Raw genomic sequence first — 13,516 nt, forward strand, 5'->3', positions numbered from 1 at the left:
GGCGCTCGATGCGTTCGAGGCTCTCCTGGATCTGCGTGAGCCGCTCGCCGAGCACCGTACCGCCGGCGAAGAACATCTCGGCCGGCCGGTCCCTCGTCGCCTGCCCGAGCCGGATGAGCACGCGGTGCCGCAGCTCGCCCAGCTCCACGCCGGCGTCCACGATCGCCTGGGCGGCCAGCCCCTCGCCCTCCCTGATCACCCCGAGCAGGATGTGCTCGGTGCCGATGTAGTTGTGGCGCAACTGCAGCGCCTCGCGCAGCGAGAGCTCCAGGACCTTCTTGGCGCGCGGGGTGAACGGGATGTGCCCGCTCGGCGCCTCGTCGCCCTGGCCCGCTTCGCGCGTGACGAAGGCGCGCACGCTCCCCAGCTCGATGCCGAAGCTGTCGAGTGTCAGGCCCGCCACGCCCTCGCCCTCGTGGATGAGGCCGAGCAGGATGTGCTCCGTGCCGATGTGGGCGTGGTTCAGCGTCCGCGCCTCCTCCTGGGCGAGGACGACGACCCGGCGGGCACGGTCAGTGAAGCGCTCGAACACCGATGGCCTCCGTTCGAGTGGCGTGTCTCCACTATGCGCTACAAACCAGCGGATGTGGGGTAATTGACAGGTGTGGATCTTGACGAGGTGGCCGGGCGCCTGTATGGGCTCCCGCCGTCCGAGTTCACCGCCGCGCGCGACGCCGAGGCCCGTGCCGCCAAGGACGCGGGCGAGGTACGGCTGGCCCGCGACATCGCCGGGCTGCGCAAACCCACGGTCTCCGCGGCGGCCGTGAACCGGCTGGCCCGCGAGCATCCGGACGACCTCGGCGAGCTGCTGACGCTCGGACGGGAGCTGCGCGAGGCGTGGGAGCGGCACGACGCCGAGGCGCTGGCGGAGCTGACCCGGCGGCGCGGCGAGCTGGCTGGACGGCTGTCCCGGCTGGTCAGGCGGGAGGCCGGGCTGTCGGCCGCCGCCGCGGCCGAGGCCGAGCAGACGCTCGACGCCGCCGTCGTGGACGCGGGCGCCGCCGAGGAGGTACGGCGCGGCCGCCTGGCCAAGCCGCTCAGCTACAGCGGCTTCGCCCCAGCTCCAGCCTCAGCCTCGGCGCCGCGCGGCAAGCCCGCCAAGAAGCCGACTGACTCGACAGCATCGGCCGACTCGGCCTCGGAGGCGAAGGGCGCGGGGGCGAAGGGCGCGGCGGCCAGGAGCGCGGCGGCCAAGAGTGCGGAGGCGAAGCGCGCGGAGGCCGAGAAGCGAGAAGAGGCGGAGGCGAAGAGGCGGGCGGAGGCCGAGGCCAGGAAGGCCGCCGAACGGCAGCGGGCCCTGGACGCCCACCGGGAGTGGGTCACCGCCCTGGAGCAGGCCGTACAGGAGCATGACGAGCGCGCCGAGCGGGTCGCCGAGCTGGAGCGGAAGCTGGCCAAGGCCCGCAAGCGGCTCGCCGAGAGCACGCAGCGGCTGGAGGTCGCCAAGCGGGAGGAGCGGCACGCTCGGCATCGCATAGGTTAAGGTGTACGAAACGGTTTCGTACACCTGGAGTGGCGATGAGAACCTGGACCCCCGCCGACATGCCCGACCTGAGCGGCAAGACGGCCATCGTGACCGGCGCCAACAGCGGCATCGGCCTGCCCACCGCGCTCGAACTCGCCAGGCACGGCGCCCGCGTCGTCGTCGCCACCCGCTCGGCGGCGAAAGGCGGCGCGGCCGTCGAGGAGATCCGCCGGGCCGTCCCCGGCGCCCAGGTCGAGCACGGCACGCTGGACCTGGCCGATCTCGCCTCGGTCGGGAGCTTCGCGGCCGGCGTCGATCGGGTGGACCTGCTGGTCAACAACGCGGGCGTCGGCATGATCCCGCGCCAGCTGACCCATGACGGCTTCGAGATGCAGTTCGGCACCAACCACCTGGGTCACTTCGCGCTCACCGGACTGCTGCTGCCCCTGCTGCTGGCCCGGCCCGGCGCGCGGGTGGTCAACGTCTCCAGCGACGCCCACAAGATGGGCAGGCTGGACCTCGACGACCTGGGCCTGGAGCGCGGTTACAAGAAGATGAGCTCCTACGGCCGCTCCAAGCTGGCCAACCTGCTCTTCACCCTGGAGCTCCAACGACGCGCCCAGCGGGCCCAGGTGGACCTCGTCAGTGTCGCCACCCACCCAGGTGCCACGGCCACCAACTTCTTCAGCGTGGGGCCGCTACAGCCCCTCGTGGGGCTGTTCCTGAAGAGCGCGGCGGCCGGTGCGGTGTCCTCCCTCTACGCGGCCACCTCGCCGGAGATCCACGGCGGGGAGTTCGTCGGTCCCAAGACCCAGCTGCTCACGCCGTCGGAGGCGGCCCGTTCCGAGCGGCTGGCCGCCGACCTGTGGGAGGTGTCCACGCGGCTGACCGGCGTACGATTCGAGGAGATCGCCTACAGCTGAGGGACGTGCACGTGCCACCACTCGACCCCGAGCGGGAGCGGGCCATCCTCGACGCGACGCTCGCGCTGCTGTCGGAGATGGGCTATGACCGTATGTCGGTCGACCAGATCGCCAAGCGGGCCAAGGCCAGCAAGGCGACCATCTACCGCCGGTGGGCGGGCAAGCCGGAGCTGGTGGTCGACGTCATCTGCCGCCGGTTCGACATGGACACGCCGGCCGCCGAGGACACCGGCTCGCTGCGCGGCGACCTCGCCTCGGTGCTCGGCGGCCTGTGCGGCGCGGTCGAGCGCAAGCACGGGCTCATCATGGGGCTGTCCTCGACGCTGGTATCGCACCAGGAGCTGGCCAGGACGCTGCGCGAGCACATGCCGGCCAAGGACCTCGGCGGGGTCGAGGCGCTGCTGGAGCGGGCCAGGAAGCGCGGCGACCTGCCGGGGCCCGTGGATCCCGGCCGTCTGTTCGGGGTGGCGGAGGCGCTGGTCTGGCACCGCATGATCTTCCTCGGGCCGCTGTTCGACGAGGCCTTCGTCGCGGAATCGGTGGACGAGGTCCTGCTGCCGCTGGTCCGCGCCTGGGCACAGTAAATCTGACATTCTTGTGTGAAATTTCGCCTCAAAGCATGGCTTGGGGCGAAATGTCGGGCCTAGGGTCGTCGCCATGACGACCCCCATTGACGCCTTCATCGACGCGCTCCCCAAGGTGGAGCTGCATGTGCACCTGGTCGGCTCCGCCTCCGTGCCCACCGTGCTGGAGCTGGCCCGCCGCCACCCCGGTGGCCCGGTCCCCACCACGGAGGAGGAGCTGCGCGCTTTCTACGCCTTCCGCGACTTCCCCCACTTCGCGCAGGTGTACCAGGCCGTCAACGCGCTGGTCCGGGAGCCGGAGGACATCGCCGCCCTCGTGCTCGGCCTGGCCCGCGACCTGGCCTCCCAGGGCGCCCGTTACGCCGAGCTGCAGGTCACCCCGTACGCCCACAGCATCGTCGGGATGCCCATGCGCGAGGTAACCGAGGCGCTGGACCTGGCCGCCCGCCGGTCGGAGAGCGACCACGGGGTGGAGATGGCCTACATCTTCGACATCCCCGGCCAGTTCGGCGAGGAGGCGGCCAAGATCACGCTCGCACATGCCTTGGAAGAACCTCCCGCCGCATTGGTAGGTTTTGGGCTAGGCGGGATCGAGCAGAGCCGGACACCGTACCGTGACGCCTACCGCGACGCGTTCGCGGCGGCGCGGGCGGCGGGGCTGCACAGCGTGCCGCACGGCGGCGAGATGACCGGTCCCGAGACCATGTGGGAGGTCATCGAGGGGCTGGGCGCCGAGCGCATCGGGCACGGCATCTCCTGCCTGGAGGACCCGCGCCTGGTGGCTCACCTGCGCGAGACGCAGCTGCCGCTGGACGTCTGCCCGACCTCCAACCTCCGTACGGGACAGGTGGCCCGCATCGAGGAGCACCCGCTGCCCAGGCTGCTGGAGGAGGGGCTGTTCGTCACGCTGAACAGTGACGACCCGCCCATGTTCGCCACCACCCTGGCCGGTGAGTATCGCGTCGCCGCGCACGTCTTCGGCCTCGGCGAGCCGGAGCTGGCCCGGCTCGCCCGCAACGGCGTGCAGGCGTCCTTCCTGGCGCCGGAGCGCAAGCAGGCCCTGCTGGCCGAGATCGACTCGCTGACCAACTGAGGGCGCCAGACGCGTACGGGGGGCTCAGGGAGAGGCGATGCGGCCCAACCCCGGCGGGAGCTTGGCGGCGGCGGTCCGGTCGAGCAGGAACAGCGTCCGCACCCGGCCCCTGGCCCCGGCCGCGGGCACCTGCACGGGCCCGGAGTCGGACAGCGCCAGGCGTACGGCGCCCGACTTCTCCTCGCCCGCCGCCACCACCCACACCTCGCGCGAGGCCTGAATGGTCGGCAGCGTCAGGGAGATGCGCGTGGGCGGCGGTTTGGGAGCGCCGTGCACGGCCACGACCGGCCGCGTGTCGTACAGGGCGGGCATCCCGGGGAACAGCGACGCCACGTGCGCGTCGGGCCCGATGCCGAGCAGCATCACGTCGAAGCCGGGCACCGGGCCGTGGTCCTCGGGCCGGGCCGCCTTGCGCAGCTCGGCCGCGTAGGCCTCGGCCGACTCCTCGGCCGACATCCCCGAGTCGGGCCCGGCCATGACGTGCACCCGGTCGGGATCGAGGTCGACGTGGTCGAGCAGGGCCTTGCGGGCGCCCGTCTCGTTGCGCTCGGGGTCGCCGGTCGGCAGGAAGCGCTCGTCGCCCCACCAGATGTCGAGGTGGTGCCAGTCGACCGCGTCGCGCGCCGGCGTGGCGGCGATCGCGGCCAGCGTCGCGTGGCCGACCGTGCCGCCGGTCAGGACCAGCGACGCCGACCCCTTGGCCGACTGCACGTCGACCAGCCGGGTGATGATCCGCGCCGCCACGGCCTTGGCGAGGACGTCGCCGTCACGATGGACGACCACATTGGGAACGCTCACGTACTCACTCTTTCACGAAAGAAACCCACCGGCCGTGCGCGCCCCTCATAAGACAGGGACCCGCCACGACCGGTGGGAGGAGGCGTCAGGACTTGTACGAGCGGGCCAGCCGCTTGACCGCCGCCCCGTAGATCTCGTCGGAGTCGAGCCGCCGCAGCTCCTCGGCCAGCAGCTCGGCGGTCTGCCGACGGGCCAGGGCCACGTTGCGGTCCGGCTGGCCGGGCCGCGACAGCGTGGCCAGCCGGGCGTCGCTCCTGAACACCGCCAGCACGCCGTCGGCCGTCGTGAGCCGGACGGCGGTCAGGCCGGGCCCGTCGGACTCGGCCACCTTGACCGGCGCGCCGAGACGCTCGGACAGCCACGCGGCCAGCAGCGGCGCGCTGGGGTTGCCCGCGGCCGCCTCCACGGTGCCCTTGCGCACCTTGCCCGTGGGCTGGTCGAAGGCCGCCGCCAGCAGGCTGCGCCACGGCGTCAGCCGGGCCCAGGACAGGTCCGTGTCACCAGGCGCGTAACCCCTGGCCCTGGTCACCAGCGACTCGACCCCGCCGTCGCGCGAGCCCCTGGCGTCGGAGATGCGGCGCTGGGCGAGCATCCCGACCGGGTCCTTGGACATCACCTCGGGCGCCAGCCCCGGCCACCAGGCCACGACCGGCGTGTCGGGCAGCAGCAGCGGGCTGACCACCGAGTCGGCGTGCTCGGTCAGCTCGCCGTAGAGCCGCAGCACGACCACCTCGCCCGGCGTGGACTCGCCGATGCGCAGCTCCGCGTCGAGCCGGTTGGCCTCGTCGGGCTCGCGGCTGATCACCACGATGATGCGCGAGGGGTGCTCGCGCGCCGCCTCGCTGGCCGCGCGCAGCGAGTCGTACTGGTCGCGCTCCTCGCAGACCACGATCAGCGTCAGCACCATCCCGATCGCGGGCGCGCCCATCTGGTGGCGCAGCTGCGTCAGCTGCGAGGAGATCTTCCCCGCCGTCGTGTCGGTGAGCATGAAGGTGGTCATCAGAGTCTCCTCCATACGCGGCCCTCGCCCATCATCGCGTCGGCCGACGGCGGCCCCCACGAACCGGACGGGTAGCCCTCGGGCTGGCCCTGGGTGGTCCAGAACTCCTCGATCGGGTCGAGGATCTTCCACGACAGCTCGACCTCCCGCTGGTGCGGGAAGAGCGGCGGATCGCCGATCATCACGTCGAGCAGCAGCCGCTCGTACGCCTCGGGGGACGACTCCAGGAACGACTCCCCATAGGCGAAGTCCATCGAGACGTCACGCACCTCCATGGCCGTGCCCGGCACCTTGGAGCCGAACCGCACGGTGATGCCCTCGTCCGGCTGCACCCTGATGACCAGCGCGTTCTGGCCGAGGATCTCGGTGTCGTCCTTGCTGAAGGGCAGGTGCGGCGCCCGCTGGAACACCACGGCCACCTCGGTGACCCGGCGGCCGAGGCGCTTGCCGGTGCGCAGGTAGAACGGCACGCCCGCCCAGCGCCGGTTGGCGATCTCCAGCTTGATGGCCGCGTAGGTCTCGGTCGTGGAGTCGGCGGAGATGCCGTCCTCCTGCAGGTAGCCGACGACCTTCTCGCCGCCCTGCCAGCCCGCGTCGTACTGGCCGCGCGCGGTGTTGAGCCCCAGGTCGGAAGGAAGGCGCACGGCCTTGAGCACCTTCTCCTTCTCCCGCCGCAGCGCGGAGGCGTCGAAGGACGTCGGGTCCTCCATCGCCACCAGGGCGAGCAGCTGGAGCAGGTGGTTCTGGATCACGTCGCGGGCCGCGCCGATGCCGTCGTAGTAGCCGGCCCGGCCGCCGATGCCGATGTCCTCGGCCATGGTGATCTGCACGTGGTCGACGAAGCTACGGTTCCAGATGGGCTCGTAGAGGTTGTTGGCGAACCTCAGGGCCAGGATGTTCTGGACGGTCTCCTTGCCCAGGTAGTGGTCGATCCTGAAGATCGAGCTCTCCGGGAAGGCCGAGGTGGTGATCTCGTTCAGCTCGTGCGCCGACTTCAGGTCGTGCCCGAACGGCTTCTCGATCACCACGCGCCGCCAGGAGCCAGGAGGCGCCTGGGACACGCCGGTCCGCTTGAGCTGCTCCACCACGACGGGGAAGAACTTCGGCGGCACGGAGAGATAGAACGCATAGTTGCCGCCGGTGCCCCGGGTCTCGTCGATCTCCTTCAAGGCCATCGCCAGCGCGTCGAACGCGCCGTCGTCGGAGAACTCGCCCGGCACGAAGTGGATGCCCTCGCGCAGCTGCTTCCAGACCTCCTCACGGAAGGGCGTCCTGGCGTGCGCCTTGACGGCGTCATGCGTCACCTGGGCGAAATCCTGGTCCTTCCAGTCACGCCTGGCGAACCCGACCAGCGAGAAACCGGGCGGCAGCAGCCCTCGGTTGCCCAGGTCGTAGATCGCCGGCAGCAACTTGCGCTTGGCCAGGTCACCCGTCACGCCGAACAACACCAGCACACACGGTCCGGCCACCCGGGGCAGCCGCTTGTCGCGCGGATCGCGCAGCGGGTTGGCGGCCGCCACTTCCAAGGTGGTGGAGGTGGCCGCGGCCGAGGTGGCTACCGTCGCCGCGATCGTCTCCTCAAAGTCGAGCGCCTCCTCCGAGGGTGTTTCCGGGTCTTTCATCTCAAGCCTCCTGTGCGGCTGCGAGCAGGTGCGCGACTCCGGCCGCGCGATCGGTCAGGTGCAGGCGTACGGCCGGCCGGCCGCGCCGCAGCAGGGCCCCGAGGTCGCCGAGGGCCTGCGCGAGCTCCAGCCCGCCCAGTGTGTACGGCCTGCCGGGCACCGGCACGTCGTCGGCCACGGCACCGGTGATCTGCAGGAACACCCCGTTCTGCGGGCCGCCCTTGTGATATTGGCCGGTGGAGTGCAGGAACCGCGGCCCCCACCCGAAGGTGACCGGCCGGTCGGTGCGCAGGGCCAGCAGCGCCCGCAGCGTGGCCGGGTCGGCCGCCATCCACGCGTCGGTCATCTGCTCGAAGTCCGCGCCGTCCGGCACGAACACATCGAAGGCCGACAGCCGGTCCAGATACGCCATCACGGCCAGGTAGCCGTCGTCGGGCACCGCTTCGAGCAGCTCGGTCAGCACACCGGGCAGATCCCTGGCCTTGGTGGCGCCGTACACCTCCACGGGCCCGTCGACGAAGGCCGGCTCGCCGTGCGGCAGCGCCTCCATGTCGAGCAGCGCGGCCGTGTTGTCCTTGGACTCGGCGACGTTCGGCTGGTCGAACGGGTCGATCCCCAGCAGCAGCCCGGCCACGGCCGTGGCGTACTCCCAGATGAGGAACTGCGCGCCGAGCGGCCCGTCGACGCGCACGTCGCCGTCGTCGGAGTCGATCGCGACGACCAGCTCGTCACGGGCGCCGTTGGGCTCGGCGCCGGCGACCGGCAGGATGCCCAGGCCGTTCTTGCCCGTGGACTCGGCGACGAGCTGCTCGATCCAGTCCGACAGCCCGCTGATCACCGACAGCCGGTCGTCGACGATCAGCTTGTCGCGTCCGGCCAGCGCCGCCCCGCCGAGCGCCACGCCCAGGTCGAGCCCGGGGTTGCCGGCGTCGAGCGAGAGCAGCGGCAGCACCTCGTCGGCGTCGTCGAGCAGCCGTTCGACGTCGGCCCCGGCCAGCGCGCTGGGCACCAGGCCGAAGGCCGACAGCGCCGAGTAGCGGCCGCCCACGTCGGGCACGGCCGGGACCAGGCGGTAGCCGGCGTCCACGGCCGCCTGCTCCAGCGGCGAGCCCGGGTCGGTGACGACCACGATGCGGTCGGCCGGGTCGATGCCCGCCTGCCGGAAGAGCTCCTCGTAGACGCGCAGGTGACTGTCGGTCTCGACCGTCGAGCCGCTCTTGCTGGCCACGACCACGATCGTGGCCTCCAGCGGCTCGGCCAGCGCCCGGCGCACCTGACCCGGGTCGGTGGTGTCCAGGACGGTCAGCGGCACGTCGGCGCTCGCGCAGATCACCTCGGCCGCCAGCGACGAGCCGCCCATCCCGGCCAGCACCACGTTGGTCAGGCGCTCGGCACGCGCCCGCTCGGCCAGCTTGCCGAGCTCGGGCAGCAGCTCGCGCGAGGTGCGGGGCAGGGTCAGCCAGCCCAGCCGGACGGCCGCCCCCGCCTCCGCCTCGCTGCCCCACAGCGTGGGATCGCCGGCGGCGAGCCGCGCGGGCACGCCGTCGGCGACGAGCCGCCCCGCGGCGGAGGAGGCGGCGCCCGCCACCCCCTCCTCGCGGTACGAGACGGTCATCAGCGGGCCAGGTTCTTGCTGACGCTCTCGAGGAGTTCGTTCCAGGACGCCTCGAACTTCTCGACGCCCTCGTCCTCCAGCACGTTGACGACGTCGTCGTAGTCGACGCCGGCCTCCTTGAGCGCCGCCATGGTGTTCCACGCGTCCTCGTAGAAGGGGCGCACGGTGTCACCGGTGATGTTGGCGCCGGCGGCGGTCGCGTCGACCGTCTTCTCCGGCATCGTGTTGACGGTGCCGGGGGCGACGAGCTGGTCGACGTACAGCGTGGGCGAGTAGTCGGGGTTCTTGACCCCGGTCGAGGCCCACAGCGGGCGCTGCGGGCGGGCACCGGCGGCGCGCAGCCGCTGCCAGCGCTCGGAGTTCATCACTTCCTCGAACGCCGCGTAGGCCAGGCGCGCGTTGGCCACGCCGGCCTTGCCCTTGAGCTCCGGCCGGCCGAGCTGGTCGAGCCGCTTGTCGATCTCGGTGTCGACCCGGCTGACGAAGAACGACGCCACCGACTCGATCGTGCCCAGGTTGAGGCCCTTGGCCTGCGCGGCCTCCAGGCCGGCCAGCCAGGCGTCCATGACCGCGCGGTAGCGCTCCAGCGAGAAGATCAGCGTGACGTTGACGCTGATGCCCTCGGAGAGCGCCTGCGTGATCGCGGGCAGTCCCTCGACGGTCGCCGGGATCTTGATGAACAGGTTGGGCCGGTCGACCAGCCACCACAGCGCCCGCGCCTCGGCCACGGTCTTCTCGCTCTCGCGGGCCAGCCGCGGGTCCACCTCCAGGGACACGCGGCCGTCGACGCCGGCGGTGGCGTCGTAGACCGGGCGCAGCACGTCGGCGGCCCAGCGGATGTCGTAGGCGGTGATGGCGCGTACGGCCTCGCCGAGGTCGACCCCGCGCACGGCCAGGTCGTGCAGCTGGGTGTCGTAGGCGTCGCCCTTGCTGAGCGCGCCGGCGAAGATGGTCGGGTTGGAGGTGACGCCGACCACGTTCTTCTCGCGGATCAGCTGCTCCAGGTTGCCCGTGCGCAGGCGCTCACGGCTGATGTCGTCCAGCCAGATGGACACGCCCTGGGCGGACAGCTTCTTGAGGTTCTCGCTCATTTCGTTCAGTTTCCCGTCGTCTCGCCTTTGTCGTGGCCCAGCTTGGCGAGGCTCGCCTTGGCCGCGGCGGCCACGCGCTCCGCCGTCAGCCCGAATTGCTCGTACAGCGTCTTATACGGCGCCGACGCGCCGAAGTGTTCAAGGCTGACGACCTCGCCCCTCTCGCCGACGAACTCGCGCCAGCCCAGAGCGATGCCCGCCTCGACCGCGACCCGGGCCTTGATCGCTGACGGCAGAACACTCTGCCGATACGCAATGTCCTGCCCTTGGAACCACTCCACACACGGCATCGACACGACCCGCGTCGGGATGCCTTCGGCTTCGAGGAGTTCGCGGCCGTTGACGGCCAGCTCCAGCTCGCTGCCCGTGGCGATGAGGATCACCTGGGGCTGCCCGCCGGACGCCTCGTGCAGGACGTAGCCGCCCTTGGCCACACCCTCGGCGCTGGTGCCCTCGAAGATCGGCAGGTTCTGCCGGGTCAGGGCGAGCGCGGCGGGCCGGTCGTCGTGCTCGAGCACGGCCTGCCAGGCGTACGCCGTCTCGTTGGCGTCGCCGGGGCGTACCACGTCGAGGCCGGGGATCGCGCGCAGCGCCCACAGGTGCTCGACCGGCTGGTGGGTCGGGCCGTCCTCGCCCAGTCCGATGGAGTCGTGCGTCCACACGTACGTGACCGGCAGCTTCATCAGCGCCGCCAGGCGTACGGAGGGGCGCATGTAGTCGGAGAAGACCAGGAACGTGCCGCCGTAGGGCCGGGTGCCGCCGTGCAGGGCGATGCCGTTGAGAATCGCGCCCATGCCGTGCTCGCGGATGCCGAAGTGCAGCGTGCGGCCGTAGCGGTTACCGGGGAACTCCTTGGTCTGGTATTCCTCCGGGATGAAGGACGGCTCGCCCTTCATCGTGGTGTTGTTGGACTCGGCCAGGTCGGCCGAGCCGCCCCACAGCTCGGGCAGCACCGGCGCGAGCGCGTTGAGCACCTCGCCGGAGGCCTTGCGGGTGGCCATCGAGCCGCCCTTGTCGAAGGCGGGCAGCGCCTCGGTCCACCCGGCGGGCAGCTCGTGGCGGGAGATGCGGTCCAGCTCGGCGGCCCGCTCGGGGTTGGCCTCGCGCCAGGCGTCGTAGCCCTTCTGCCAGGCGGCGTGCGCCTCGTGGCCCCTACGGGCCACCTCGCGCGCGTGCTCCAGCACCTCGGCGGGCACGTCGAAGCTCTTGTCGGGGTCCATGCCGAGGACCCGCTTGGTGGCGGCGACCTCGTCGGCGCCGAGGGCGGAGCCGTGGATCTTGCCGGTGTTCTGCTTGTTCGGGGCGGGCCAGCCGATGATCGTGCGCAGCCGGATGAACGTCGGCCGGTCGGTCTCGGCGCGGGCCGCCTCCAGCGCCGCGTGCAGCGCCTGGATGTCCTCCACGTAGTCACCGGACTCGGTCCAGTCGACGCTGAGCGTGTGCCAGCCGTAGGCCTCGTAGCGCTTGACCACATCCTCGGACTTCGCGATCAGCGTGTCGTCCTCGATGGAGATGTGGTTGTCGTCATAGATGACGGTGAGGTTGCCCAGCTTCTGGTGGCCGGCGATCGAGCTGACCTCGTGGCTGATGCCCTCCTCGATGTCGCCGTCGCTGACCATGCACCAGATGTGGTGGTCGAAGGGCGAGGCGCCCGGCTCGGCGTCGGGGTCGAACAGGCCGCGCTCACGACGGGCCGCCAGCGCCATGCCGACGGCGTTGCCCAGGCCCTGGCCGAGCGGGCCCGTGGTGGTCTCCACACCGACCGTGTGCCCGTGCTCCGGGTGACCGGGGGTCAGGCTGTCCCACTGGCGCAACCCCTTCAGGTCGTCCAGGTCGAGTCCGTATCCGGACAGGAACAGCTGGATGTACAGGGTCAGGCTGGAGTGCCCGCACGACAGGACGAAGCGGTCACGCCCCAGCCACGTGGGATCCGTGGGGTCGTGGCGCATCGCGTGCTGGAACAGCAGGTACGCGGCGGGAGCCAGGCTCATGGCGGTGCCCGGGTGACCCGAACCCGCCTTTTCGACTGCGTCCATGGCCAAGGCTCGAACGACGTCGACCGCTTGCTTGTCTAGGTCGGTCCATTCGAGGTCTGGCACGAGTTCGGTGCTCAAGTGCTCGGTCTCCGGAATCTAGTTGTCATTGGTGGTACCGGTTGGCATATCCCGCCACACCGGACCCTAACTGAGTGGAGTCGGCGAAAGATTCCCCTTCCACCCCCGTGCTTGTCCCCCCATTGGCCGGACCGGACGACCCTGCTACTACAGTTTGGTTGTTCTCGTTGTCGTCACAGGGACGCCGTGGCGTCCGTCCATGAGATTCCGCTCCAATCAGAGGTTACGCGTTGACTCCGCACGTGCTGGAAGCGCCTTGACGGTGCTGACGAACAGGCAGACGACGGCCCCCGCTCCCGCGGCCGAGCCGCCGAGGACGATCGGCATGCTCGTCAAGGCCTACATCGCTCTGACCAAGCCGCGGATCATCGAGCTCCTGCTGATCACGACTCTCCCCGTGATGTTCCTCGCGGCGGGCGGGCTGCCGCCGCTGTGGACGTCGATATCGGTCATGGTGTTCGGCACCCTGTCCGCGGGCAGCGCCAACGCGCTCAACTGCTACGTGGACCGCGACATCGACCAGAAGATGCGCCGCACCCGGCGGCGTCCGCTGGCCAGGCACCAGGTCTCGCCGACCGGCGCGCTCGTCTTCGGCATCGTGCTCGGCGTGCTGTCCTTGGTCGGCCTCTGGTTGACCACCAACTGGCTGGCGGCGGTGCTGTCCACCGGAGCCATCCTGTTCTACGTGATCGTCTACTCGATGATCCTCAAGCGGCGCACCGCCCAGAACATCGTCTGGGGCGGCATCGCGGGCTGCATGCCGGTGCTGATCGGCTGGGCGGGCATCACCGGGCGGCTCGACTGGGCGCCGCTGGCGCTGTTCGGGGTGGTGTTCTTCTGGACGCCGCCGCACACCTGGACGCTGGCCATGCGCTACAAGGAGGACTACGCGGCGGCCAAGGTGCCGATGCTGCCCGTGGTGGCCACCGAGCGCCGGGTGATCCTGGAGTCGATCGCCTACACCTGGGCCACCGTGCTCTGCTCGCTGGCCCTGTGGCCGGTGGCGCACACCACGCTGTTCTACCCGATCGTGGCCGCCGTCCTGGGCGCCATGTGCCTGTGGGAGGTCCATCGCCTCCTGGCCCGCCTCAACTCCGGCAAGACCGGTGTCGATCTGCGCCCGATGCGCTTCTTCCACTGGTCCAACGCCTATCTGGCGCTGCTGTTCCTCGCCGTCGCCATCGATCCGCTGCTGAGCTGAGCCCACCGCC

11 protein-coding genes and 1 pseudogene are annotated in these 13,516 nt (G+C 71.0%); 5 read left to right on the top strand and 7 right to left on the bottom strand.

Features of this window, described 5'->3' with window-relative positions; genetic code table 11:
- Positions 1-115 precede the first annotated feature (115 nt).
- Positions 116-532: pseudogene (locus ACQP2T_RS24460) on the bottom strand (Clp protease N-terminal domain-containing protein); the annotation flags it as partial.
- A gap of 72 nt (positions 533-604) precedes the next feature.
- On the opposite strand from ACQP2T_RS24460, the gene ACQP2T_RS24465 reads away from it, so the two are divergent.
- The 4 genes from ACQP2T_RS24465 (at position 605) to add (ending at position 4,065) form a co-directional block, all read left to right on the top strand.
- A complete protein-coding gene (locus tag ACQP2T_RS24465) occupies positions 605-1,483 on the top strand; it encodes a hypothetical protein (protein ID WP_433518382.1) in 879 nt (292 codons plus the stop codon).
- Positions 1,484-1,518: 35 nt separating this feature from the next.
- Positions 1,519-2,388, top strand: a complete 870-nt coding sequence (locus ACQP2T_RS24470; protein WP_433518383.1) for an oxidoreductase — start codon at positions 1,519-1,521, stop codon at positions 2,386-2,388.
- Positions 2,389-2,399: 11 nt separating this feature from the next.
- Complete coding sequence (locus ACQP2T_RS24475) at positions 2,400-2,972, top strand: TetR/AcrR family transcriptional regulator (RefSeq protein WP_433518384.1); 573 nt, start codon at positions 2,400-2,402, stop codon at positions 2,970-2,972.
- A gap of 73 nt (positions 2,973-3,045) precedes the next feature.
- Complete coding sequence (add, locus tag ACQP2T_RS24480; RefSeq protein WP_433518385.1) at positions 3,046-4,065, top strand: adenosine deaminase; 1,020 nt, start codon at positions 3,046-3,048, stop codon at positions 4,063-4,065.
- Positions 4,066-4,089: 24 nt separating this feature from the next.
- Here the strand turns inward: add and pgl are convergent, their stop codons facing one another.
- The 6 genes from pgl to tkt all read right to left on the bottom strand — a co-directional run bounded on the left by pgl (position 4,090) and on the right by tkt (position 12,227).
- Complete coding sequence (gene pgl, locus ACQP2T_RS24485; protein WP_357656666.1) at positions 4,090-4,863, bottom strand: 6-phosphogluconolactonase; 774 nt, start codon at positions 4,861-4,863, stop codon at positions 4,090-4,092.
- Positions 4,864-4,948: 85 nt separating this feature from the next.
- Positions 4,949-5,863, bottom strand: a complete 915-nt coding sequence (locus ACQP2T_RS24490) for a glucose-6-phosphate dehydrogenase assembly protein OpcA (RefSeq protein ID WP_433518386.1) — start codon at positions 5,861-5,863, stop codon at positions 4,949-4,951.
- Positions 5,863-7,485 (bottom strand): glucose-6-phosphate dehydrogenase, encoded by a 1,623-nt coding sequence (zwf, locus tag ACQP2T_RS24495; RefSeq protein WP_433518387.1) that lies wholly within the window; start codon positions 7,483-7,485, stop codon positions 5,863-5,865. The genes ACQP2T_RS24490 and zwf overlap by 1 nt, the downstream gene beginning before the upstream one ends.
- A gap of 1 nt (position 7,486) precedes the next feature.
- On the bottom strand, positions 7,487-9,100 hold the full coding sequence (locus tag ACQP2T_RS24500; RefSeq protein ID WP_433518388.1) for a glucose-6-phosphate isomerase: 1,614 nt from the start codon (positions 9,098-9,100) through the stop codon (positions 7,487-7,489).
- Complete coding sequence (tal, locus tag ACQP2T_RS24505; protein WP_433518389.1) at positions 9,100-10,191, bottom strand: transaldolase; 1,092 nt, start codon at positions 10,189-10,191, stop codon at positions 9,100-9,102. The genes ACQP2T_RS24500 and tal overlap by 1 nt, the downstream gene beginning before the upstream one ends.
- A 5-nt stretch (positions 10,192-10,196) precedes the next feature.
- A complete protein-coding gene (gene tkt, locus ACQP2T_RS24510) occupies positions 10,197-12,227 on the bottom strand; it encodes a transketolase (protein WP_433518390.1) in 2,031 nt (676 codons plus the stop codon).
- 334 nt (positions 12,228-12,561) lie between these two features.
- On the opposite strand from tkt, the gene ACQP2T_RS24515 reads away from it, so the two are divergent.
- Positions 12,562-13,506 (top strand): heme o synthase, encoded by a 945-nt coding sequence (locus ACQP2T_RS24515; protein ID WP_433518391.1) that lies wholly within the window; start codon positions 12,562-12,564, stop codon positions 13,504-13,506.
- Positions 13,507-13,516: the final 10 nt, after the last annotated feature.

Source organism: Nonomuraea sp. CA-143628 (assembly GCF_050942315.1).
Classification (GTDB): Bacteria; Actinomycetota; Actinomycetes; order Streptosporangiales; family Streptosporangiaceae; genus Nonomuraea.

Bases quoted from the DNA above. Each gene is read 5' to 3' on its own strand.
- ACQP2T_RS24470 (WP_433518383.1), top strand. From the start codon at position 1,519: ATGAGAACCTGGACCCCCGCCGACATGCCCGACCTGAGCGGCAAGACG.
- add (WP_433518385.1), top strand. From the start codon at position 3,046: ATGACGACCCCCATTGACGCCTTCATCGACGCGCTCCCCAAGGTGGAG.
- ACQP2T_RS24490 (WP_433518386.1), bottom strand. From the start codon at position 5,863: ATGACCACCTTCATGCTCACCGACACGACGGCGGGGAAGATCTCCTCG.
- zwf (WP_433518387.1), bottom strand. From the start codon at position 7,485: ATGAAAGACCCGGAAACACCCTCGGAGGAGGCGCTCGACTTTGAGGAG.
- ACQP2T_RS24500 (WP_433518388.1), bottom strand. From the start codon at position 9,100: ATGACCGTCTCGTACCGCGAGGAGGGGGTGGCGGGCGCCGCCTCCTCC.
- tal (WP_433518389.1), bottom strand. From the start codon at position 10,191: ATGAGCGAGAACCTCAAGAAGCTGTCCGCCCAGGGCGTGTCCATCTGG.
- tkt (WP_433518390.1), bottom strand. From the start codon at position 12,227: ATGGACGCAGTCGAAAAGGCGGGTTCGGGTCACCCGGGCACCGCCATG.